The organism is Vannielia sp. SX4, assembly GCF_052828525.1.
On sequence record NZ_CM128247.1, the window covers coordinates 2,420,392 to 2,441,774 of the forward strand.

Annotated in this window: 23 protein-coding genes; 9 read left to right on the top strand and 14 right to left on the bottom strand. The window is 65.4% G+C overall.

The genetic code is table 11. The annotated features are described in order from the left end of the window. The first annotated feature begins 56 nt into the window (after window positions 1-56). Complete coding sequence (locus tag ACUXVX_RS11960) at window positions 57-626, top strand: hypothetical protein (protein ID WP_446308476.1); 570 nt, start codon at window positions 57-59, stop codon at window positions 624-626. Next, a complete protein-coding gene (locus ACUXVX_RS11965; RefSeq protein ID WP_446308477.1) occupies window positions 616-1,239 on the top strand; it encodes a helix-turn-helix transcriptional regulator in 624 nt (207 codons plus the stop codon). Before ACUXVX_RS11960 ends, ACUXVX_RS11965 begins: the two co-directional genes overlap by 11 nt. A 15-nt stretch (window positions 1,240-1,254) precedes the next feature. Here ACUXVX_RS11965 and mnmA read toward each other — a convergent pair whose 3' ends face one another. Next, window positions 1,255-2,391, bottom strand: a complete 1,137-nt coding sequence (gene mnmA / locus ACUXVX_RS11970) for a tRNA 2-thiouridine(34) synthase MnmA (RefSeq protein ID WP_446308478.1) — start codon at window positions 2,389-2,391, stop codon at window positions 1,255-1,257. Window positions 2,392-2,521: 130 nt separating this feature from the next. Here mnmA and sciP point away from each other — a divergent pair, with 130 nt between their 5' ends. From sciP to recG, 4 genes are all read left to right on the top strand, one after another. Further along, window positions 2,522-2,794: a CtrA inhibitor SciP gene (sciP, locus tag ACUXVX_RS11975; protein ID WP_222469345.1), complete on the top strand. Its 273-nt coding sequence runs from the start codon at window positions 2,522-2,524 to the stop codon at window positions 2,792-2,794. A 214-nt stretch (window positions 2,795-3,008) separates the two neighbouring features. Next, complete coding sequence (ctrA, locus tag ACUXVX_RS11980; RefSeq protein ID WP_222469344.1) at window positions 3,009-3,728, top strand: response regulator transcription factor CtrA; 720 nt, start codon at window positions 3,009-3,011, stop codon at window positions 3,726-3,728. A gap of 160 nt (window positions 3,729-3,888) precedes the next feature. Then, entirely contained in the window at window positions 3,889-6,153 is a 2,265-nt protein-coding gene (gene ligA, locus ACUXVX_RS11985; protein ID WP_446308479.1) for an NAD-dependent DNA ligase LigA, read from the top strand. After that, window positions 6,150-8,240 carry an ATP-dependent DNA helicase RecG gene (gene recG, locus ACUXVX_RS11990; protein WP_446308480.1) on the top strand — a complete coding sequence of 697 codons (2,091 nt, stop codon included), beginning with the start codon at window positions 6,150-6,152 and terminating at the stop codon, window positions 8,238-8,240. The genes ligA and recG overlap by 4 nt, the downstream gene beginning before the upstream one ends. 540 nt (window positions 8,241-8,780) lie before the next feature. Here the strand turns inward: recG and ACUXVX_RS11995 are convergent. After that, on the bottom strand, window positions 8,781-9,221 hold the full coding sequence (locus ACUXVX_RS11995) for an iron-sulfur cluster assembly scaffold protein (protein WP_446308481.1): 441 nt from the start codon (window positions 9,219-9,221) through the stop codon (window positions 8,781-8,783). A gap of 65 nt (window positions 9,222-9,286) precedes the next feature. Here ACUXVX_RS11995 and hisI point away from each other — a divergent pair, with 65 nt between their 5' ends. Then, a complete protein-coding gene (gene hisI / locus ACUXVX_RS12000; protein ID WP_446308482.1) occupies window positions 9,287-9,649 on the top strand; it encodes a phosphoribosyl-AMP cyclohydrolase in 363 nt (120 codons plus the stop codon). On the opposite strand, the gene gluQRS is transcribed toward hisI, so the two are convergent. From gluQRS to gyrA, 8 genes are all read right to left on the bottom strand, one after another. Continuing rightward, window positions 9,646-10,518, bottom strand: coding sequence for a tRNA glutamyl-Q(34) synthetase GluQRS (gluQRS, locus tag ACUXVX_RS12005; RefSeq protein WP_446308483.1), 873 nt, complete (start codon window positions 10,516-10,518; stop codon window positions 9,646-9,648). The genes hisI and gluQRS overlap by 4 nt on opposite strands. Next, on the bottom strand, window positions 10,515-11,879 hold the full coding sequence (gene trmFO, locus ACUXVX_RS12010) for a methylenetetrahydrofolate--tRNA-(uracil(54)-C(5))-methyltransferase (FADH(2)-oxidizing) TrmFO (protein ID WP_446308484.1): 1,365 nt from the start codon (window positions 11,877-11,879) through the stop codon (window positions 10,515-10,517). Before trmFO ends, gluQRS begins: the two co-directional genes overlap by 4 nt. A 39-nt stretch (window positions 11,880-11,918) precedes the next feature. After that, window positions 11,919-12,707, bottom strand: a complete 789-nt coding sequence (locus tag ACUXVX_RS12015) for a hypothetical protein (protein WP_446308485.1) — start codon at window positions 12,705-12,707, stop codon at window positions 11,919-11,921. Between the two features lie 133 nt (window positions 12,708-12,840). Next, a complete protein-coding gene (locus tag ACUXVX_RS12020; protein WP_446308486.1) occupies window positions 12,841-13,224 on the bottom strand; it encodes a DUF6614 family protein in 384 nt (127 codons plus the stop codon). Between the two features lie 117 nt (window positions 13,225-13,341). Beyond that, window positions 13,342-13,743 (bottom strand): hypothetical protein, encoded by a 402-nt coding sequence (locus ACUXVX_RS12025; protein WP_222469336.1) that lies wholly within the window; start codon window positions 13,741-13,743, stop codon window positions 13,342-13,344. A 183-nt stretch (window positions 13,744-13,926) separates the two neighbouring features. Next, window positions 13,927-14,793 (bottom strand): LysR family transcriptional regulator, encoded by an 867-nt coding sequence (locus tag ACUXVX_RS12030; protein WP_222469335.1) that lies wholly within the window; start codon window positions 14,791-14,793, stop codon window positions 13,927-13,929. 169 nt (window positions 14,794-14,962) lie between these two features. Then, entirely contained in the window at window positions 14,963-15,172 is a 210-nt protein-coding gene (locus ACUXVX_RS12035) for a hypothetical protein (protein WP_446308487.1), read from the bottom strand. Next, window positions 15,172-17,967, bottom strand: coding sequence for a DNA gyrase subunit A (gene gyrA, locus ACUXVX_RS12040; RefSeq protein ID WP_446308488.1), 2,796 nt, complete (start codon window positions 17,965-17,967; stop codon window positions 15,172-15,174). Before gyrA ends, ACUXVX_RS12035 begins: the two co-directional genes overlap by 1 nt. A gap of 216 nt (window positions 17,968-18,183) precedes the next feature. Between gyrA and ACUXVX_RS12045 the strand changes: the two genes are divergently transcribed. Next, window positions 18,184-18,453 carry an usg protein gene (locus tag ACUXVX_RS12045; RefSeq protein WP_446308489.1) on the top strand — a complete coding sequence of 90 codons (270 nt, stop codon included), beginning with the start codon at window positions 18,184-18,186 and terminating at the stop codon, window positions 18,451-18,453. A gap of 75 nt (window positions 18,454-18,528) precedes the next feature. On the opposite strand, the gene ACUXVX_RS12050 is transcribed toward ACUXVX_RS12045, so the two are convergent. Next, window positions 18,529-18,999: a disulfide bond formation protein B gene (locus ACUXVX_RS12050; RefSeq protein WP_446308490.1), complete on the bottom strand. Its 471-nt coding sequence runs from the start codon at window positions 18,997-18,999 to the stop codon at window positions 18,529-18,531. Further along, window positions 18,999-19,577 carry a YqaA family protein gene (locus ACUXVX_RS12055; protein ID WP_222492968.1) on the bottom strand — a complete coding sequence of 193 codons (579 nt, stop codon included), beginning with the start codon at window positions 19,575-19,577 and terminating at the stop codon, window positions 18,999-19,001. Before ACUXVX_RS12055 ends, ACUXVX_RS12050 begins: the two co-directional genes overlap by 1 nt. Before the next feature lie 69 nt (window positions 19,578-19,646). Here ACUXVX_RS12055 and ypfJ point away from each other — a divergent pair, with 69 nt between their 5' ends. Beyond that, window positions 19,647-20,495, top strand: coding sequence for a KPN_02809 family neutral zinc metallopeptidase (gene ypfJ / locus ACUXVX_RS12060; RefSeq protein WP_446308491.1), 849 nt, complete (start codon window positions 19,647-19,649; stop codon window positions 20,493-20,495). A 3-nt stretch (window positions 20,496-20,498) separates the two neighbouring features. Here the strand turns inward: ypfJ and ACUXVX_RS12065 are convergent, their stop codons facing one another. Continuing rightward, window positions 20,499-20,885, bottom strand: a complete 387-nt coding sequence (locus tag ACUXVX_RS12065) for a hypothetical protein (protein WP_446308492.1) — start codon at window positions 20,883-20,885, stop codon at window positions 20,499-20,501. After that, a complete protein-coding gene (locus tag ACUXVX_RS12070; protein WP_446308493.1) occupies window positions 20,882-21,358 on the bottom strand; it encodes a DUF6973 domain-containing protein in 477 nt (158 codons plus the stop codon). The genes ACUXVX_RS12065 and ACUXVX_RS12070 overlap by 4 nt, the downstream gene beginning before the upstream one ends. Window positions 21,359-21,383: the final 25 nt, after the last annotated feature.

The window sequence follows — 21,383 nt, forward strand, 5'->3', positions numbered from 1 at the left end:
TACCGCAGGCTCGCCGCATTTCGAGCGCAGCGTCGAATCAACAGGAGGTGTCTGCCATGACCACCAGGAAATCTGCCAAGTTCACCGCGATCTTCGCGGCCACTGCCGTTGTAGGGGCGGTCGGGGTTGCGCCGGCCGAAGCCGGGCGCAGTGGTGTGAAGGCCGTGCCGGAGGGGGCCGTGATCTTCGCGCGCCAGAGCTATACCGACGTGATCGCGAACCTCGAAGGCGATGGGTATCGCGTGGTGAAGATGACCAGCACCATGCTTGGGCGGGTGAAGATCATCGCCCAGAACAAGGTGCACCTGCGCGAGATCGTGGTGAGCCGCTCCACCGGCGAGATCAAGCATGACGTGATCCTCAAGGTGTTCCGCAAGCGGGCCGAGGATGTGACTGCCAAGCGTTCTCGCAAGTCCGGCCGTGGCACGGTGGATGTGGATACCGGCGGCGGCTCGGGCGGCGGCGGCGCTTCTGTCGGCGTGGGCGGCAATGACGGTGTCTCCGCCAGTGTGGGCGGTGGTGGCGTGTCGGCCAGCGTTGGCGGCAGCGGCGGGGTTTCGGCCAGCGTGGGTGGCGGCGGTGTCTCTGCGAGCGTCGGCGGCGTTGGTGTCAGCATTGGCAACTGATTTCCCGATGGACGGCGGCGGGGCGCAAGGCCCGGTGCCGCTGCTCGGCTCCGGCCGGCAGATCGTGCGCTATGCCGGCCGGGGGAGCCTTTATGCCGCCTTCGCGTTGCAGGCCCTTGGCGCGCTGTTCTTCGTGGGCGACCTCTGGAGCGAGATCCTCGGCCTGCGCACTGCGCCGATCCCCTATGAGTGGCAGGAGGTCATTCAGCTTCTGGCCTCGGTCGGGCTGATCATCGGGCTGATGGCCTCGGGCCTCTACCTGCGGCGGAGCCAGCGGCGGGTGAGCGAGCTGAACCGGCAGGTCGACGTGGCCTCGGGCAACTTCTCGCAGCACCTGCAGCAGCTCTTTGCCCAGTGGGACCTGTCGGAAAGCGAGCAGAGCGTGGCGGTTTATGCGATGAAGGGCTTCTCCAACGGCGAGATCGCCAGCCTGCGCGGCACCAGCGCCTCGACGGTGAAGAGCCAGATGAACGCGGTGTATCGAAAGTCGGGCTACAACAGCCGCGGGCAGTTGATTGCGTGCCTTGTGGAAGAGCTGTTTGAGGGCGTGGCGATGCCGCAGGCTGTTGCATCGCCTGCGGCCGCGCGTGACCTCGGGCTCGCCGCCCAGTAACTCAAGCCCGGAAAGTCAGGCCCCGCGCCAGATCCAGCCGCCGCCGAGCACGCGGCTGCCTTCGGGAGCGTAGAACACGCAGGCCTGGCCGGGGGAGACGCCTTCTTCCGGAGTCAGCAAGTCTACTTCTGCCGTGCCATCGGCCAGCGGCCTCAGCACCGCTTCCGCCGGGGGGCGGGTGGAGCGGATACGGGTGCGGATCTCGATTTCCTGACCCGGGGCCAGCGGGGTATCCCCCAGCCAGTTGATCTCGCGCACGGGCACGGTGCGCTTGGCCAGCGCCTCCTTGGGGCCGACGACGACCTGCCGCGCGTCCGGGTCGAGCCGGACGACGTAGAGCGGGGTCGAGAGGCCGCCGATGCCGAGCCCGCGGCGCTGGCCGATGGTGTAGTGGATCACGCCCCTATGTTCGGCCAGCTTGTTGCCGTTCATGTCGACGATCTCGCCCGGCTCGCCCGCGCCGGGGCGCAGCTTTTCGATCACCGAGGCGTAGTTGCCATTCGGGACGAAGCAGATGTCCTGGCTATCGGGCTTGTCAGCCACGGCGAGGCCATGCTTGGCGGCGAGCGCGCGGGTTTCTTCCTTGGAAACAAGGTGGCCCAGGGGGAAGCGCAGGAAGGAGAGCTGCTCGGGCGTGGTCGAGAACAGGAAGTAGCTCTGATCGCGGTTCGGATCGCCCGCCATGTGCAGCTCGGGGCCGGCGCTGCCCATCTTGCGCTGGATGTAATGGCCCGTGGCCATGCAGTCGGCGTCAAGATCCTTGGCGGTTTCCAACAAGTCCTTGAACTTTACCCGCTCGTTGCAGCGAATGCAGGGGACCGGCGTGGCGCCGGCGAGGTAGCTCTCGGCGAACTCCTCGATCACTGCGTCCTTGAAGATGTTCTCGTAGTCCAGCACGTAATGCGGAAAGCCCATGGTCTCGGCAACGCGGCGGGCATCGTGAATGTCGACCCCGGCGCAGCAAGCGCCCTTCTTGGCCAGCGCGGCGCCGTGATCGTAGAGCTGGAGCGTGACGCCGACCACATCGTAGCCCTGCGCCTTCAGCTCGGCGGCGACAACGGAGCTATCGACCCCGCCCGACATGGCGACGACCACGCGGGTCTCGGCCGGCGGCTTGGCAAATCCGAGGGAGTTGAGCGCATCGAGCGGCATGGGGAGGGACCTTGAGTCGGAGAAGAAGGGGGGAATATAGGAAAATCCTAAGCACTCTCAAGGGTAGGTTCATTCCCCGTTAAGCCCCACGTGCCTAAATGCACCCGTTCAGGCGAATGAAGAGACGGCGATGTTCCTCAAACGCATAGATGGTCCCCGCGCGGTGACGCTGCCAGACGGCTCGGTGATGACCCGGGCCGATCTGCCGCCGCGTGACACCCGCAGATGGGTCGCAAGCCGCAAGGCCGCGGTGGTGCGCGCTGTGGAGAACGGGTTGATTTCTATCGAAGAATGCAAGGAGACCTATGGGGTCTCCGAGGAAGAATACACCAGCTGGTCCAGCGCGGTGGAGCAGCATGGCGAACAGGCGCTGAAGGCCACGAGCTTGCAGAAATTCCGCTGAGGCGGCATCGTCCCGGCCATTCCGGGGCCGAGTCGGCCCTGATGCGGGCGGCGGCACTTGTTTCGAGCAACGCGCGCCCTTTAATTCCCACTCCCCCAAAATAGTGAGATGGACAACGCAGAGTTGTGCCTCGAAACTGTTTACCATTGGTAACCGGCAATTAACCATTGTGATGCATGGTCGATGCTGAACAGTAGATAAACGGAGCATTCCGATGCGTATACTCTTGGTTGAAGACGATCCTACCACCTCCAAAAGCATCGAGATGATGCTCACCCATGCCAACCTCAACGTGTATTCTACCGACCTCGGTGAGGAGGGGATCGATCTTGCCAAGCTCTACGACTACGACCTCATCCTGCTGGACCTGAACCTGCCCGACATGACCGGCCACGAGGTGCTGCGCCAGCTCCGGCTCGCCCGGATCGACACGCCCATTCTGATCCTCTCGGGCGCGGATGACACCGAGAACAAGATCAAGGGCTTCGGCTTTGGCGCCGACGATTACCTGACCAAACCGTTCCACCGCGAGGAACTGGTGGCGCGGATCCACGCGATCATCCGCCGCTCCAAGGGCCATGCGCAGAGCGTGATCAAGACCGGCAAGATCGTGGTGAACCTAGATGCCAAGACGGTGGAGGTGGATGCGCGCCCGGTACACCTGACCGGCAAGGAATACCAGATGCTGGAGCTTCTGAGCCTGCGCAAGGGCACGACGCTCACCAAGGAGATGTTCCTCAACCACCTTTACGGCGGCATGGATGAGCCGGAACTAAAGATCATCGACGTGTTCATCTGCAAGCTGCGCAAGAAGCTGGCCACCGCAACGGGCGGTGACAACTATATCGAGACAGTCTGGGGCCGTGGCTACGTGCTGCGCGACCCTGAGCCGATGGAAGACAGCGGCGACAGCCGGATGGCCGTAGGCGCCTGACCGGCAAAGACCCCGGATGCCTCCACATCCGGGGCGGCTGCCGCGGGCCGGCGAGGCAAGTCGGCGGGCGGCAGGATAAAGACCACCACTCACATTGCCTCTCTGGACCTCTCCGGGGCGGCCTCCTATCAATCGGGGGCAGCCATCGGAGAGGACGGGGATGCCTGACCAGCCTGACAGCACGTCGCGCGAGACGGATGACATCGGCGCATTGAGCGCGGCAGAAGCCGAGGCCGAGCTGGCGCGGCTGGCGGCGCTGTTGGGGCAGGCGAATGACGCTTATCATGCCGCCGATGCACCGGTGATGGATGACGCCGAGTACGACGCGCTGAAGCGGCGCAATGCGGCGATCGAGGCGGCCTTTCCCGACCTGAAACGCGGCGACTCGCCCTCTGACCAGGTGGGCGCGGCCCCCTCTGAGACCTTCTCCAAGGTGCGCCATGCCGTCCGGATGCTCTCGCTGGGCAACGCCTTTGAGGATGGCGACGTGGGGGAGTTCGACCGGTCGGTGCGGTCGTATCTGGGCCGCGAGGAGGGGTTGGCCTATACCGCCGAGCCCAAGATCGACGGGCTGTCGCTAAGCCTGCGCTACGAGGGCGGCAAGCTGGTGCAAGCGGCCACACGGGGCGATGGCGAGACCGGCGAGAACGTGACCGCCAACGCCCGGACAATTTCCGACATCCCCGAAGAGGTTGAGGGCGCACCGGAGGTGATGGAGGTGCGCGGCGAGGTCTACATGAGCCACGAAGACTTCGCTGCGCTGAACGAAAGGCAGGAGGCGGCAGGCGCCAAGCTCTTCGCCAATCCGCGCAACGCCGCCGCGGGTTCGCTCCGGCAGCTCGATGCCGAGATCACCCGCGCCCGGCCCTTGAGGTTCTTTGCCTACGCCTGGGGCGAGCTTTCTGAGCCGCTGGCGGACACGCAGTTTGCCGCGATCGAACGGTTGGCAAAGATGGGCTTTTCGACCAACCCACTCACCGCGCTCTGCGACGGGCCGGAGGAGATGCTGGCGCATTACCGCAGCATTGAGCAAAAGCGCGCGACGCTGGGCTATGACATTGACGGCGTGGTTTACAAGGTGAACGATCTCGCCCTGCAGGGGCGGCTTGGCTTTCGGTCGACCACGCCCCGATGGGCGATTGCGCACAAGTTCCCCGCCGAGCTGGCGTGGACGTGGCTGCGGGAGATCGAGATTCAGGTGGGCCGGACCGGGGCGCTCAGCCCGGTGGCCCGGCTGGAGCCGGTGACGGTCGGCGGCGTGGTGGTGAGCAATGCGACGCTGCACAACGAGGATTACATCGCCGGGCGGGATGCCAAGGGCGGCGAGATCCGGGGCGGAAAGGACATTCGGCCCGGTGATTGGGTGCAGGTCTACCGCGCGGGTGACGTGATCCCGAAGGTGGCGGATGTGGACCTCGCCAAGCGGTCTGCCGATGCGAAGCCCTACGTGTTCCCCGAGACCTGCCCGGAATGCGGCTCGCCCGCGATCCGCGAGGAGGGCGATGCGGTGCGGCGCTGCACCGGAGGGCTGATCTGCCCCGCGCAGGCGGTGGAGAAGCTGAAGCACTTCGTCTCCCGTGCGGCCTTCGACATCGAGGGGCTGGGGGCCAAGCAGGTTGAGGCCTTTTATGGCGATGACCAGCTCGCGGTGAAGGAGCCGGCGGACATTTTTACGCTGAAGGCGCGTGACGCGGAGAACATGACCAAGCTGGCCAATCGCGACGGCTGGGGGGATACGAGCGCGAAGAACCTGTTTCAAGCCATTGACGACAAGCGCGAAATCGCGCTTGGGCGGCTGATCTTTGGGCTGGGCATCCGGCATGTGGGCGAAGTCGCGGCGCAGGACTTGGCGCGGCACTACGGCGCTTGGGACGCGATGGCCGAGGCGCTGGACCGCGCCCGCCCGGCCGCGCTGGCCCATCGGGCGGGCGAGGAGGCGGCAGAGGCCGAGCGGGCGAAGGCGGCCGCCGAGGGTCGGCGCGCGAAGCTGGCCGAGGCGCGGGCCTTAGCCGCCCCGGATGTGCCGCCGGAGGCCGCCGAGGCCTGGGCCGACCTGATCGGCACCGATGGCATCGGCCCGACGCTGGCGCTCTCGCTCTCCGACGCCTTCGCTAACCCCGATGAACGCGCGGCGATGGACAGGCTCCTGCCGCATCTCAGCCCGCAGGCCCCGGAGGCGCGGGCAACCGGCAGCCCGGTGGCGGGCAAGACGGTGGTCTTCACCGGCACGCTTGAGAAGATGACACGCGCCGAGGCCAAGGCGCGGGCGGAGGCGCTGGGGGCCAAGGTTTCGGGCAGCGTTTCGGCCAAGACCGACCTGCTGGTGGCCGGGCCGGGCGCGGGCAGCAAGGCCAAGAAGGCGGCGGAGCTGGGCGTGGAAACCATTGATGAGGACGGCTGGCTCACCCTCATCGGGGACGCATGAGCACCCGGCCGCCTCGGCTCTTTCCGCTCTTCGCGGAGATCGACACGCTGCCGGGCGTGGGCCCCAAAATCAAGGCGGCGCTGGAGGGGGCGGGCATTGCCACCCCACGCGACCTGCTGTTCACCCTGCCACACGGCATGGTCGACCGGCGGCGGCGCGACACGGTGCAGGGCGTGCCGCCCGGCACGGTGGTGACGGTCGAGGTGACGGTGGGGCGGCATCGCGGCTCCTCCCGCCCCGGCGGCCCGTATCGGGTGGAGGTGCAGGATGCCGCCACGACGATCACGCTGGTGTTCTTTCGCGGCGGGTCGAAGTGGATCGAAAAGCAGCTGCCCACGGGCCAGCGGCGGGTGATTTCAGGCAAGCTGGAGCATTTTGACGGGATGGCGCAGATGGTCCACCCCGATCATATCTTGCGCGTGGAAGAGGCGGGCGAGATCCCCGAACACGAGCCGGTCTACCCGCTGACCGCCGGGGTGACCCAGCGGGTGATGGGCAAGGCGGCGGAGGCCGCGCTGGCCCGTGCGCCGGAGTTGGACGAGTGGATCGACGGGGCGCTGCTGGAGCGTGAGGGCTGGCCGGGCTGGCGCGCGGCGATGGAGACGGCGCATTTGCCGAAGACGGCGGCGGAGGTCTCTGAAACATCCCCGGCGCGGCGCAGGCTGGCCTATGACGAGCTCTTTGCCCATCAGCTCACGCTGGCTCTGGCCCGCTCGACCAGCCGCGCCAAGCCGGGCATCGGCTCCACCGGAACTGGAGCCCTGCAGGAGAAGGTCCTCGCCTCACTGCCCTACAAGCCGACAGGTGCGCAGACCCGCGCGGTCTCGGAGATCGCCGGAGACATGGGCGCGCCCAAGCGGATGAACCGGCTGCTTCAGGGCGACGTCGGCGCGGGCAAGACGCTGGTGGCGCTGATGGCGCTGCTCATCGCCGTGGAGGCGGGCGGGCAGGGGGTGATGATGGCCCCGACCGAGATTTTGGCCCGCCAGCACATGGCCTCGCTCTCGCCGCTGGCCGAGGCGGCGGGCGTACGGATCGAGATCTTGACCGGGCGCGACAAGGGGGCCGAGCGCGAGGCCAAACTCGCGGCGATTGCCAGCGGCGCGGCGCAGATCGTGGTGGGCACCCATGCGCTGTTTCAGGACGCGGTTAGCTTTGCCGATCTGCGGCTGACGGTGATCGACGAGCAGCACCGCTTTGGCGTGAACGAGCGGGCGCGGCTGGGGGCAAAGGGCGCGGCGGTGGACGTGCTGGTGATGTCGGCCACGCCGATCCCGCGGTCCCTCTCGCTCACGCAATATGGCGACATGGAGGTCTCGGTGCTGGACGAGAAGCCGCCGGGGCGGACGCCGGTGGTGACCGCGATGGTGAGCGCCGAGCGGCTGGGATCGGTGGTGGAGCGCTTGCGCGCGGCGGTGGCCGAGGGGCGCCAGTGCTACTGGGTCTGCCCGCTTGTGGGCGAGAGCGAGGTGAGCGAGGCGACGGCGGCGGAAGAGCGGTTCAAGCAGCTGCACGCGGCGCTCGGCGAGGGGGCGGTGGGGCTGGTGCATGGCCAGATGCCGCCCGCCGAGAAGGATGCGGCGATGGCGGCATTCGTCGCCGGGGAAACGGGCGTGCTGGTGGCCACCACGGTGATCGAGGTCGGTGTCGATGTGCCGAATGCGTCGATCATGGTGATCGAACAGGCGGAGCGCTTTGGCCTCGCGCAGTTGCACCAGTTGCGCGGGCGGGTCGGGCGCGGGGCGGCGGAGAGCACCTGCATCCTGCTCTACACGCCGCCACTGGGGGAGACGGCGCGGCAGCGGCTGACCACGCTGCGGGAGACCGAAGATGGCTTCCGGATCGCGGAGGTGGACCTCGAAATGCGCGGGGCGGGCGATGTGCTGGGCACGGCCCAGTCGGGGCTGCCGAAGTTTCGCATTGCCGACATGGAGCGCATGGTGGGGCTGTCGGAGGTGGCGCAGAGCGATGCCCGTGCTTTGTTGGAACGTGACCCGGCGCTGGAGAGCGCGCGGGGAGAGGCGGCGCGGATGCTGCTTTGGCTGACGGAACAGGACAGGTCCATCCGGCTGCTTTCGGTTGGTTAATTTTGCCGCCGAAGCAAAAGGTTAACGCCAGAATGGCGCTTTGTTCACGAATGTTCTCAAAAAGTTCTGGACAGAGTGTTCTTGTTGTGAGAACAAAGGGGCAACGAAACACTTCAAGGATCACCGCCCATGATCACCAAGCTCTCCAGCCGGATCCCGCCCCTCGCGCAAGACGCCATCGGCGCCGTCGCCCTGATGGTTCTGCTGGTCGGGGGGCTGCATCTGCCCGGTATGCTTTGAGTTTCTCTGCGGGGTGACATCTGCCTCTTGTCACCCGGCTTGCCTGCGGTCCAGGGACCGGGCGCATCGCATCTGCCTGTCCCCAACTTGAGATGCGCGCGCTCATTTGCCTGTCCCGAGCGCCATTTACGGGCCTTCCCCGCCCGGCGTCCGGTTCCTGTCTCCGTCTTCAACTGCCGCCGCCACCTGAAAGGGTGCGCGGCGGTTTTTTTGTGCAAGTGACGGCGTGCCCCGCGTGATCTACGTTGCGGGAAATTCGGCGGGAAACTGTGAGGGGCAGGTTGGAGCGGTGCAACAGGCTCAGGCGGCGACCTGCTCCATCGCCTCGGCTGTGGCCTCGAGGGCCAGCATGATCGAGGCGTGCCGGTTGCGGAAGTCGCGCGCGGGGAGCAGCACCTCGTAGTCTTCGAACGGAGCGGAGGGCACCGGGCCGTCTGCGGTGAGCATGGCCTTCAACTCGTCGCGGGCCTTGGTGATCTCGTCCGCCGTGCGGCCGATCACATGGGCGCCGACGATGGAGGCCGAGGCCTGGCCGAGGGCGCAGGCCTTCACATCCTGCCCGAACTGCGCCACGCGGCCCTCTTCCATCACCAGATCGACGGTGACGGTGGAGCCGCAGAGGGGGGAGCGCTTCTTGACCGTGACCTGCGGAGACTCGAGCCGGTCGGTCAGGGGGATGTCGCCGGCCAGCGAGAGAATCCTGCCCGAGTAGAGCTTGATCAGGTCGTTTTCGGCGTTCATAAGCTGGCCTCCGGCGCGTGCTCCCCTTAGATAGCGGCGCGGCGGCGGATTGCAAAGGAGCGGGCATGTCGTTTGACACCGAGACATTGGTCTATGACGCGAAGGGGCTGATCCCCGCCGTGGCGCAGGACGCCGAGAGCGGCGAAGTGCTGATGGTGGCGTGGATGAACGCCGAGGCCGTGGCGCGGACGCTGGAGACCGGACGGGTGACCTATTGGTCGCGCTCGCGGGCGAGCTTCTGGGTGAAGGGCGAGACCTCGGGCCATGTGCAGACGCTGGTGGAATTGCGAGTGGATTGCGACCGCGATTGCCTGCTGGTGCTGGTGCATCAGGAAGGCCCGGCCTGCCACACCAACCGGCGCAGCTGCTTTTACACCGCAGTGCGGGACGGCGAAGAGGTGGTGATCTCGGAGCCGATCGCGCGCTAGAGGCCGACCATCCGGCGGATATCTTCGGGCGATACGCCATCATCTCGGTAGCGGGCAATGGCGCGGGCATCATCGCGTTTGGCGAGGCGCTTGCCCGCGTCATCGCGGATGAGGCGGTGGTGGTGATATTCGGGCGTGGGCAGGCCGAGGAGCCGCTGGAGCACCACGTGGATCTTGGTGGCCTCGGCGAGATCAGCGCCGCGCACCACATGGGTGATCTGCTGGGCGGCATCGTCGATCACCACAGCGAGGTGGTAGCTGGTGCCCATGTCGCGCCGCGCGAGAACAACATCGCCGACGGTCTCGATCATCTCATCGGCGTCAATCAGGTGCTCTCCGGCACTCTCCGGACCGGTTTCGACATAGCGGAGAGGCAGATCGTTCCGCTGGGCGAGGAGGCTCATGGCCATGTGCATATCAAGCCGAAGGGCGGTGTCATCCGGCATGTCGACGAGCCCGCCACGGGAGCCATTGCCGCGACAGGTGCCGGGGTAGATCAGACCGTCGGGGCCGAAATGGCGCGTGCCTTCCTGCGGGGCGGAGACGGCGGCGGCAATGTCGCGCCGGTTGCAGGTGCAGGCAAAGAGTAGGTCTTCGCGCCAGAGGTGCGCAAGCACGCTCCGGTAGGCGGCAAGGCGGGTGGATTGGCGCAAAACGGGCTCGGGCCACCAGATGCCAAGCCAACGCAGGTCGTCGAAGATCTGCGCCTCCCATTCCGGGCGGGCGCGGGACTGGTCGATGTCTTCGATCCGGAGGAGGAAGGTGCCACCGGCCTCAAGGGCCATGTCATGGGCGAGCATGGCCGAATAAGCATGGCCCAGATGCAGCGGGCCGGTGGGAGACGGGGCGAAACGGGTGGTGAATGTCACGCCGGTTCAACGGGTTGCGAGGCAGCGTTCAACCATGCCTGCCAATCTTCCTTGGCGCGGTCGGTATAGGCCTTGTAGCGGTCCTTGCGCCCGCGGCGGCCGCCTTTGGCGTCGACCGGCGGGAAGAGCCCGAAGTTCACGTTCATCGGCTGGAAGGTCTTGGCCTCGGCGCCGCCGGTGATGTGGGTGACGAGCGCGCCCATGGCGGTGGTTTGCGGCACCGGGGGGAGCGCTTCGCCGCGCAGCTCCGCCACGGCGAGACGCCCGGCGAGGAGGCCCATGGCGGTGCTCTCCACGTAGCCTTCGACGCCGGTGATCTGCCCGGCGAAGCGGATATGGGGCTGCGACTTGAGGCGCATTTCCGCGTCCAGCAGCGTGGGGCTGTTTAGGAAGGTGTTGCGGTGGATGCCGCCGAGGCGGGCGAATTGGGCATTCTCCAAGCCCGGGATCATCCGGAATACAGAGGTTTGCGCGCCGTACTTCATCTTGGTCTGGAAGCCGACGATGTTGTAGAGCGTGCCGAGCTTATTGTCGCGCCGGAGCTGGACGACGGCATAGGCCTTCTCGTCCGGCTGGTGAGCGTTCGTCAGGCCGATCGGCTTCATCGGGCCGTGGCGTAGGGTCTCGCGACCGCGCTCGGCCATGACCTCGATAGGCAGGCAGCCGTCGAAATACTTGGCGGTTTCGCCCTCGCGAAACTCGGTTTTGTCGGCCTCGAGCAGCGCGTCGATGAAAGCCTCGTACTGCGGCTTGGTCATCGGGCAGTTCATGTAGGCGGTGCGCTCTTCTTCGGTCTCGCCCTTGTCATAGCGGGACTGCATCCAAGCGACGTTCATGTCGACCGTGTCGGCATGGACAATAGGGGCGATGGCATCGAAGAAGGCGAGCGCCTCGGCGCCGGTTTCAGAGGCAATTGCCTCGGCGAGCGCACCCGAGGTGAGCGGGCCGGTGGCGATGATGGCGGGGCCGTCTTCCGGCTTGGGCAGGGCGGTGAGTTCCTGTTCCGAAACAGTAACAAGCGGGTGGCTCTTCAACTGCCCGGTGATCCACTCGGCGAAGGGCTCACGGTCGATCCCGAGTGCGGAACCGGCGGGCAGCGCGTGCCGGTCGGCGGAGGAGATCACGAGGCCCTTGGCGGCGCGCATCTCCCAGTGGAGAAGGCCAACCGCGTTCTGCTCGTCGTCATCGGAGCGGAAGGAGTTGGAGCAGACCATCTCGGCAAAGTTGCCGGTCTGGTGGGCGAAGGTGCCGACATGGGGGCGCATCTCGTGCAGCACCACGGGCTGGCCGGCGGAAACGGCTTGCCAGGCGGCCTCGGAGCCGGCCATGCCTGCACCGATGATATGGAGGGGCTTGGTCATGGGGCGGAGATAGGGCCTCCGCCCCGATTTGGAAAGCCCTCAGCGCTGGCCGACGAAATCCCAGACCATGCTGCGCTCCAGCAGGGGGCGCAGGGGGCGAACAGGCGCGAACTGGCGCGCGGCGGCGGGCGCACGGGCGCTGCCGGGGCCGCCGATGGCGGCGGTGAGGCCGAGGGCGAGGCGGGTCTCGTCGGTGGAGATAGTGCCGGAGATGTGGCTGTGGCTGGCGCCGACGTAGAGCGAGACGGGCGCGGAGGGCAGGTGGTAGCGCAGGCCGAGGTCGAGCGTGGTGGCGGTGAGCGCCGTGCTGGCCTCATCGGCATCGACCACGGCGAGCCTGCCGGTGATCGCGAGTTGGTCGGTGATCGCCTGCTCCAGCCCGATGGAGCCAAAGATGTAATCCACCTCCGAAGGATCGGCGCGGCCCATGCCTGCGCGGGCAGTGAGCGTGGTGGCGGGGGTCAGGCTCCAGATCCCCTCGATCCCGGCCTCGATGGTGCCTGCCTCGGTGTCATTGGCATCGGAATAGGCGAGGAACACGCCGTATTTGGCCTGCTGCGAGGGCTGGAGGTAGAGGTGGGCGGCGATGTTGCCGAACCAGACCTCGCCATAGTCGACCACGCCGACATCGAGCTGGAAGCCGTGGTGCGCAGTGATGGCGAAATCGGCGCTGGCGTCGAGCGTGGAGAGGCTGCCGCTGTCGCCCGAGAGGTGGCCGAGGGTGAGCTCGGCGCCGGAGAAGCCGATGGCGGAGCTTTGGGCGCAGAGGGGGACGGGCAGCAGGAAGCTGGCCACGGCAAGGGCTGCCGCGGTGATGCGGGTTTTCATGGTCTGATCCTCGATGTGAGTGTCAGGGCCCCCGATCCACCGGCCCGTCCGTTCAGCTCAAGGTTTGCCCGAATTCGCGCTCAATTAGAACAATTACTGCAACGAATGGTTAACCTGCGCGGCAGGGCGGCACTCAAACCAGCGCGACGGTTTCGCGCTGGGTCGGGTCGGGGTAGGGCCGGTAGAGGCCCACATCGACCGAGGCGATCATCTGGTGCATCTGCTCATAGAGGCGCTCGGCATCCGGCCCCTTCTCGGTGAGCGACGACAGCGCGGTATCGAGGGCGCGGAGCGAGGGGATCTCGATGTCGAGCAGGAAGTCGGTGTGGCGGCCCGAGGCAAGGCCGACCTTGCGGCGCAGCAAGCGGTAGCTCCCGATATGGCCGTTGGCGAGCAGCCAGGTCATCCAGGCCTCGGTGGCGGTGGCAAACCCGAGGGCGCGGCTGCCCTGCTTCAGTTCGATCATGCAGTGGTAGAGGATCAAGGCCCGGTCTCCCGCGTGGTGCGGAAGGACCATGCACACTGGCCGTTACGACCGGGTTAAGCCTGACATGCCCCGCCAAAAGAAAAGAGGGCGCCGCAAAACACGCGACGCCCCTGAAGTTAAGTCCGTTCGACCAGTGCGGTTACGATGCTAGAGATCAGTCAAGCCGGACCATCCTTTGCGGTACATGGAGTAGGCGCCGCCGCCAGCCACGATGAGGGGCAGGGCGAGGCCGCAGGCCACAAGGACACCGATGCCGAGATTGTCGGCCTCGTATCCTCCGCTTGTGAGGGTGTAGCCCGCGTAGATCACCAGACCGATGGAGGTGACGAGGCGGGTACGGATGCCGAAGGCGACCCAGATCGCGATGACGATCAGGAGCGCATTGACGGCGATGAACTGGGCGGTTTCCACCGGGGCCCGAAAGCCCATTTGCCAGGTTGAGGCCTGAGCGGCAAAGGTGGGAACCACGAGCGTGGAGAGTGCCTGGTTCGCGAGGAGGAACGCGAACGATAGGCGGAAGGCGCATTGCACCATCGGTGTAAGGGTCATTATCTGCTCTGCCTCAAGTGATGATGTATCTCATCGTTGAGTTGAGCATGAGCCCAAATGCTTAACGTGAAAATAGAAAATTATGCAAAACGGAAAACACAAAATGTGCAATTCGCACATATATTCGCGCAGCACGAAACAATCCACGCCTTGTAAACAAGGGGTTTGACGTAAGCCTCCGGGTCAGGCGCGGCGCAGGTTCACAACCTCGCTACGGGCGGTTTGCATCTTGGCAAAGCTCTCTTTGACCCACGTAATTGTGCCATCCATCACCGGATCGCCCTTGCGGGAGGCGTGGTAGATCATCCACATATCGGTGCTCGAAAGCTCCTCGCCGCCGGGCACGACCTCGAGGTCGGGGTTGCTGGCGGCGACGATATCGACCAGCGGGCCGGCCATGTCGGTGGCGCCGACGATCTCGTAGAGCTCGTACATCGATTGCACCCGCATCGAGGGAGGCTCGGGGAAGAACTGGTAGGCCGCCTGGTTGAAGGGGGTCGGGTCGAAGTGGTCGCTCAGCGAGACCCAGCCCGAATTTTCCTTGGCACCGCGGCGGCGATAGACGCTGGAGGTGAGGGTGGCCACCTTCTGGGTGATCACGCGGCCCGACTCCGGGCGCTTGTGCTGGAGCACCAGATCATTCTCGCCGAGGCCGTCCTCCATCACCCGCTGGGTGAAGGTGTAGGTGACATTGCTCAGGGCCGGGCTGCGGTGGGCGATGTTGGGGTAGAGCACGAAGAGCGAGACGATGGGCGGGCAGCCGATGGAGAGCCGGGTACTTTGGCCTGCCGTGCCGTTGCGGATGCTGTTCATCTCGGTTTCGAGCCGCTGTTCGACATCCTCGGCGATCTGCAGCAAGCCGTGGATCATCGGGCTCGGCTCCCAGCCGTCGGCCTTTTTCACGAAGGGCGGCTGGCCGAGGATTTCGCCAAGGCGTTCGATCCGGCGGGACATGGTGGCCACGTTGATGCCCAACGACTGCGCGGCGGAGTTCATCCGGCCATGGCGCGAAAGGGCCAGTGCAAACTTGAGGTCGTCCCACGCGGGCATTCTGTGCTCCTGCTTGTTGTTCTGATCGTTCGAATCGACGACTGCTAAAAATTAGTAGAACGGTTTTGCAGAAAAGTAGAGCGCGTCTCAATGGCGGTAGTGGACCCAGTTAAGCACAACCGGGTGATGTGTTGCACAAAAATCCTTGCAGAAAGCAAGTGTCCTCACGTCAACCGGCGGGCGGTGGGCCGGAGCGGTTGAGCAGTTCCTTGAGCAGGGCGGTCTGGCGCTCGTTCTGCTCTAGGATGCGGTCCAGCGTGCGCTGCTGCCGGGCCGCGCGGGCACCGGACACCAGCATAATGGCGACCACGATGCCCGTGATGATGACGAGCGGAATGAGACCGGCGATGAGGGAGAGGGTTTGGGGATCGCTCCCCATTATTCCTCACCCCCGGTGTCGGTGCCGCTCTCTGGCGTAGCGTCCGGCCCGCCCTCGGTTTCGGGGGCGTCGTCCTCGTCCTGCTCGGCGATCCAGGCGACGGACACCACCTCTTCACGCTTAGCGGTGTTGAACACCTTCACCCCGCCTGCGGAGCGCGAGCGGAAGGAGATGCCCTCGACCGGGCAGCGGATCGACTGGCCGGTGGAGGTGGCGAGCATGACCTGATCGGGCGTTTCGACCGGGAAGCAGGCGACGATCGGGCCATGGGGCATGCCCTTGGTCCAGGCCGTGACGCCCATGCCGCCGCGGCCGCGGATCGGGTAGTCGTGCGACGACGAGATCTTGCCGGCACCCTTGGTGGTGATGGTCAGGATCAGGTCTTCGGCGGCAGACATCTCGGCGTAGCGCTCCTGAGAGAGCTGGCCCTCGGCCACCACTTCCTCTTCGTCGTCGGCCTCGTCCTCTTCGGTCAGCCCGGCCATGAGGCGGCGCTGCTTGAGGTAGGCCACGCGTTCCTCCGAGGTAGCCTCGAAGTGGCGGATGACCGACATGGAGACCACTTTGTCACCGTTCGAGAGCTTGATGCCCCGCACGCCGACCGAATTGCGCGAGTTGAACACCCGCACATCGGTGGTGGAGAAGCGGATGGCGCGGCCTGCGTCGGTGACCAGCATCACGTCATCGTCTTCCGAGCAGATGCGAGCGTTGATGAGGCTCATGCCCTCGTTTTCGTCCTCGAACTTCATCGCGATCTTGCCATTGGCCTTCACGTTGGTGAAGTCGGAGAGGCGGTTGCGACGAACAGTGCCCTTGTCGGTCGCGAAGATGATTTGCAGGTCGTCCCACTCTTCCTCGGGGCGGTCCACCGGCATGATCGCGGCGACAGAGACGCCCTGCGGGATCGGCAGGATGTTGATGATCGCCTTGCCGCGCGAGGTGCGCCCGCCTTGGGGCAAGCGCCACGTCTTCAGCTTGTAGGCCATCCCGTCGGTGGTGAAGAACAGCAGCTGCGTGTGGGTATTGGCGACGAAGAGGGTGGTGACCACGTCCTCCTCTTTCAGGTCGCCGCCCGAGAGGCCCTTGCCACCGCGCTTTTGCGCGCGGAAGTCGGCCAGCGGGGTGCGCTTGATGTAGCCGGACTGGGTGACGGTAACGACCATTTCCTCACGCTCGATGAGGTCTTCGTCGTCCATGTCACCGGACCAGTCGACGATTTCGGTGCGGCGCGGCACGGCGAATTCGTCTTTCACCTCTTTCAGCTCGTTGGCGATGATCTCCATGATCCGGTCGCGGGAGCGGAGGATGTCGAGGTAATCCTTGATCTTGCCGGCGAGCTCTTCGAGCTCGTCGGTGACCTCTTTCACGCCGAGTTGGGTGAGGCGCTGGAGCCGCAGCTCGAGGATGGCACGGGCCTGCGCTTCGGACAGGTTGTAGGTGCCATCGTCGTTCATGGTGTGCGACGGGTCGTCGATCAGCCGGATGTAGCCCTCGATCTCGGAGGCGGGCCAACGGCGGGTCATCAGCTTTTCACGCGCTTCGGCGGCGTCGGCGGAGGCGCGAATGGTGGCGACGACTTCATCGACGTTGGAGACCGCCACGGCGAGGCCGCAGAGGATGTGGCTGCGCTCGCGGGCCTTGCGCAGCTCATAGGCGGTGCGGCGAGCGACGACCTCTTCGCGGAACGACACGAAGGCCGAGAGGAACCCGCGCAGGGTAAGCGTTTCAGGCCGGCCGCCATTGAGTGCCAGCATGTTGCAGCCGAAGCTGGTTTGCATCTGGGTGAAGCGGAAGAGCTGGTTGAGCACCACTTCGGGAGTGGCGTCGCGCTTCAACTCGATCACCACGCGCACGCCATGCCGGTCAGACTCGTCGGCGATGCCGGAGATACCCTCAAGCTTCTTGTCGCGGACAAGCTCGGCGATCTTTTCGATCATCGAGGATTTGTTGACCTGATAGGGCACCTCGTCGACGACGATGGCGTAGCGGTCCTTGCGGACCTCCTCGGTATGGGTCCGCGCCCGGAGGATCACCGAGCCGCGCCCTTCGAGGTAGGCCTTGCGGGCGCCCGACTGACCGAGGATCACCCCGCCAGTGGGGAAATCGGGGCCTGGGATATGCTCCATCAGCCCGGCGCTGTCGAGATCGGGGTCGTCGATCAGGGCCAGCGTCGCGTCGATCACCTCGCCGAGGTTGTGCGGCGGAATGTTGGTGGCCATGCCCACGGCGATACCGCCGGCACCATTGACCAGCATGTTCGGGAAGCGGGCAGGGAGAACCGTAGGCTCCTGATCCTTGCCATCGTAGTTGTCGATGAAATCGACGGTGTCCTTGTCGATGTCGGCGAGCAGGGATCCCGCGACCTTTTCCATCCGGATCTCGGTGTAGCGCATGGCGGCGGGCTTATCGCCGTCCATCGAGCCGAAGTTGCCCTGACCGTCGAGCAGCGGCAGCGACATGGAGAAATCCTGCGCCATCCGTGCCAGCGCGTCATAGATCGCGCCATCGCCGTGCGGGTGATACTTACCCATCGTGTCGCCGACCGGACGGGCCGATTTGCGGTAGGGTTTGTCATGGGTGTTGCTGGTGTCGTGCATCGCAAAAAGGATGCGGCGGTGCACCGGCTTGAGGCCGTCGCGCAGATCGGGGATCGCGCGGCTCACGATCACGCTCATCGCGTAATCGAGGTAGGATGCTTTCATCTCCTCTTCGATGGTGATCGAAGGGCCGTGGTACTCCGGGCGCTCGGGCGGAGTATCCTCAGTGTTTTCAGGAGGTTCTGGCGTGTCGCTCATAAGGGGTCCCGCATCGGCGCCGCGTGGGCTGGGCGCTTCTAGATTTTGTTACGGATTTATACAGCCAACACGATATGGGGTGCAACCTGCGCCTCCCTTTTAGGCAAAAGTGCAACGCAACACCGTGATAGGGCGTTGTTTTTATTGAAAAGTAATCGAAGCGTGGCAAGCTCTGTAACAGGGGGGTGACATTGAGAGGCGGAAAGGAGACGCGGTATGGCGGAATCGGAAACCGAACTCATGCTCAGGGGATACGGGCTCACGACGGCGGAGCTGTTCTACCGGATGCCGGATTTTCAGAGCGTTCTCAATACCTTCATCTGGCAGGAGTATGACCTTGCGCCGGATCATCCGAGGCTCTTCAAGTTCATCGAGTTCTGGCAGGACGAGATCGAGGGGCCGTTGCACTCGGTGCGGTTCACCCATCGCAAGATGATCTCACCGGGTGAGTGGCGCAATGTGACTGGCGAGTTCACCTATCATTGATGTGCCGCAGGGCGGGGTGAAAAGGCTTCCCGAAGATTTCTCGGGCACCAAGAATTTTCGTGGGAATTCTTATGCTCAGGCGCGGCGAGTGGCGGCGTAGATCCAGATCGCCATGAGGGCGAGCGAGATGAGCGCGTTCCACGAGGGCATGGAGAGCATCAGGAACTCGCCTGCCGACTGGTCGCACATCACCGGGGCCGCGCCCGTGGGGTCGAGCAGAGAGGCGCCGTCCATCCCGCCGAGGCCTGTGCCGGTGCAGGAGGAGGGGCCCTCCCAGTATTTGCGCTCGACGCCGGTGTGAAAGATGCCGATGCCCGCCGTGGTCGCCGCCGCCAGCGCCCCGAGCCAGGCCAGCAGCCGGTAGCCCGCATGGAGGCCCGGCAGAAGCACGATCAGCACCGCGATGCCGAAGGCGGCCCAATGGGGGTAGCGTTGCCAGAAGCACATTGCGCAGGGCGCCATCCCGAAGCCGTATTGAAAAACCCATGCGCCGATCACCATGGCGAGCGAGCCGATACCGGCGAGGGAGGCGTAGCGTTTGAGCATCAGATGTATCTCACAAGGAAGAAGCCGCCGACGAGGATCACCACGAAGAGGGTGAACATCAGTCCGAGGCGTTGTTCGATGAAGTCGCGGATCGGCGTGCCGAACTTCCACAGCAGTCCGGCGACGATGAAAAACCGCAGGCCGCGCGCGATGATCGAGGTGATGACGAAGGTGGCCAGCGGCATCCCCGTCCAGCCCGACATGATGGTGATCACCTTGAAGGGGAAGGGGGTCAGGCCAGCCGTCAGCACCGCCCAGAAGCCGAAATCGTTGAAGCGGGTGTTGAACTCGGCCATCGCGTCGCCCTTGCCAAGCGCGGCGAGGATCGGCTGGCCAACGCTATCAAAAAGCAGCGCGCCGATGGCGTATCCCAGCAGGCCGCCCAGCACCGAGGAGACGGTGGCGATGCCCGCGATGAGCCAGGCCCGGTGCGGCATGGCCAGCACCATCGGGATCATCAGCACATCGGGCGGAATCGGAAAGACCGAGCTTTCGATAAAGGCGACCGCGGCCAGCACCCAAAGCGCATAGCGGCTTGTGGCTTGGCGGATCGTCCAGTCATAAAGGGAACGCAACATGCTCGGTGCCCGTTATCGGTTTGGGGCCAGTAGCCATGCAGGCTCGGTGACGTCAAGGGAGACACCATCATGAAGTGGAGAGGACGGCGCGGCAGCCGGAATGTGATCGACCGGCGCGGAGTGAGCGCGGGCAAGGCGGGTGGCATCGGCGGGGTGGGGCTGATCATCGTGCTGGTGGTGGGCTATTTCCTCGGCATCGACGTGACCCCGCTGCTGAACGGCGGCGGCGTGCCGGTGCAATCGACCGAGGCGCGTGAGTTGAGCGCCGAGGAGCAGGCCGCCGGGCAGTTCGTGAGCGTGGTGCTGGCGGATACAGAGGAAATCTGGGGGCAGGTCTTCCCCGAGCAGGTGGGGCGCGAGTATCGACCGGCGCAGTTGGTGCTGTTCTCGGGCCGGGTGGCTTCGGGCTGCGGCGGCGCGAGCGCGGCGACCGGGCCGTTCTACTGCCCGGCGGACCGGCGCGCCTATCTCGACACCCAATTCTTCGCCACGCTGCAAAACCGGCTGGGCGCGAAGGGCGATTTTGCGGCGGCCTATGTGGTGGCCCATGAGATCGCCCACCACGTGCAGAACGAGTTGGGCATCCTCGGTCAGGTGAACGAGGCCAAGGCGGCCGCGGGCGAGCAACGGCGCAACGAGCTGAGCGTGCGCACCGAACTTCAGGCAGATTGCCTGTCGGGCGTCTGGGCGCATTATGCCGAGGCGCAGCTTGGTACCGTGGAGCCGGGCGATCTGGACGAGGCGCTCAACGCCGCCCGGCAGATCGGGGATGATACGCTCCAGCGGAATGCCGGGCGCACGCCGATGCCGCACACCTTTACCCACGGCTCCGCTGCGCAGCGGCAGGAGTGGTTCGCGCGGGGGTATGAGAGCGGCCGGATGGATGCTTGCGACACCTTCGGCACCAGCCGCCTCTAGAGGTTAAAGCTCCGGCACGGCGAGGATCTTGCTGACCTCGCCGCCGTCGGTCTCGAACACCAGCAGGTAGCCATCGGCATAGCTGCTCTCGACCTCGCCCTTGGGGCCGACGACATAGGCCATGTTGGTCTCGTAGTCGTAATAGCCGGTGGGGGTGCCGAGCAGGGCTTCCACCGCTTCGGGTGTGGCGCCGACGAGGGTGTTGCTGGCCAGAAGGTCGGCCACCATCGCCCCGCGGCCCTCCTGATCGGCCCCGGCCCAGGCCTCGGGCGAGAAGCTCTCGCTCCCGAGCCGTGACCATGCCGCCGGGTCGCCGCCTTCTTCCTTACAGGCGCCGAGCATGGCGAGCAGGCTGCCCAGAACGGCCACCCTACAGACCCGCCCCATCATGGCGCGATGACCTTGAGGCGGCCATTGTCGAGCGCCTCCTTGCACATGGCCGAAAGCTCGGCGTTGCTGTTGGACCAGAGCCGGGAGTTGATCATGCCGGTGATCGAAAAGGGCACGATATTGTCGGCGGCGTGGTTCACCTCGGTAAAGAAGGTGGAGCCGATCGAGAGGCCGACGAGGTTGTTGTGCATGTCCATCGCCTTCTGGTCCGGTGGGTTGGCCGGATCGCTCTCATGGGCGGAAACGAAGAGGTAGGCATCGGCATAGCCCATGTCGCGCGAGAGAGTTGAAGACCAGAAGCAGTGGCGGAAGGCATCGGATTTGTCGTTGAGCCCGTTGTGGCCCATCACCGCCTTGGTCTCGTTATAGGCGATGTCCTTGGAGTTGCGGATGATCACCGCATATTGCGGGTGCGTCGCGATGAAGGCTTTTTCGGCGGGGGTCAGCTTGGACCATTGGTCATAAACGCCCATGGATCGTCTCCGGTTAATTGGCAGG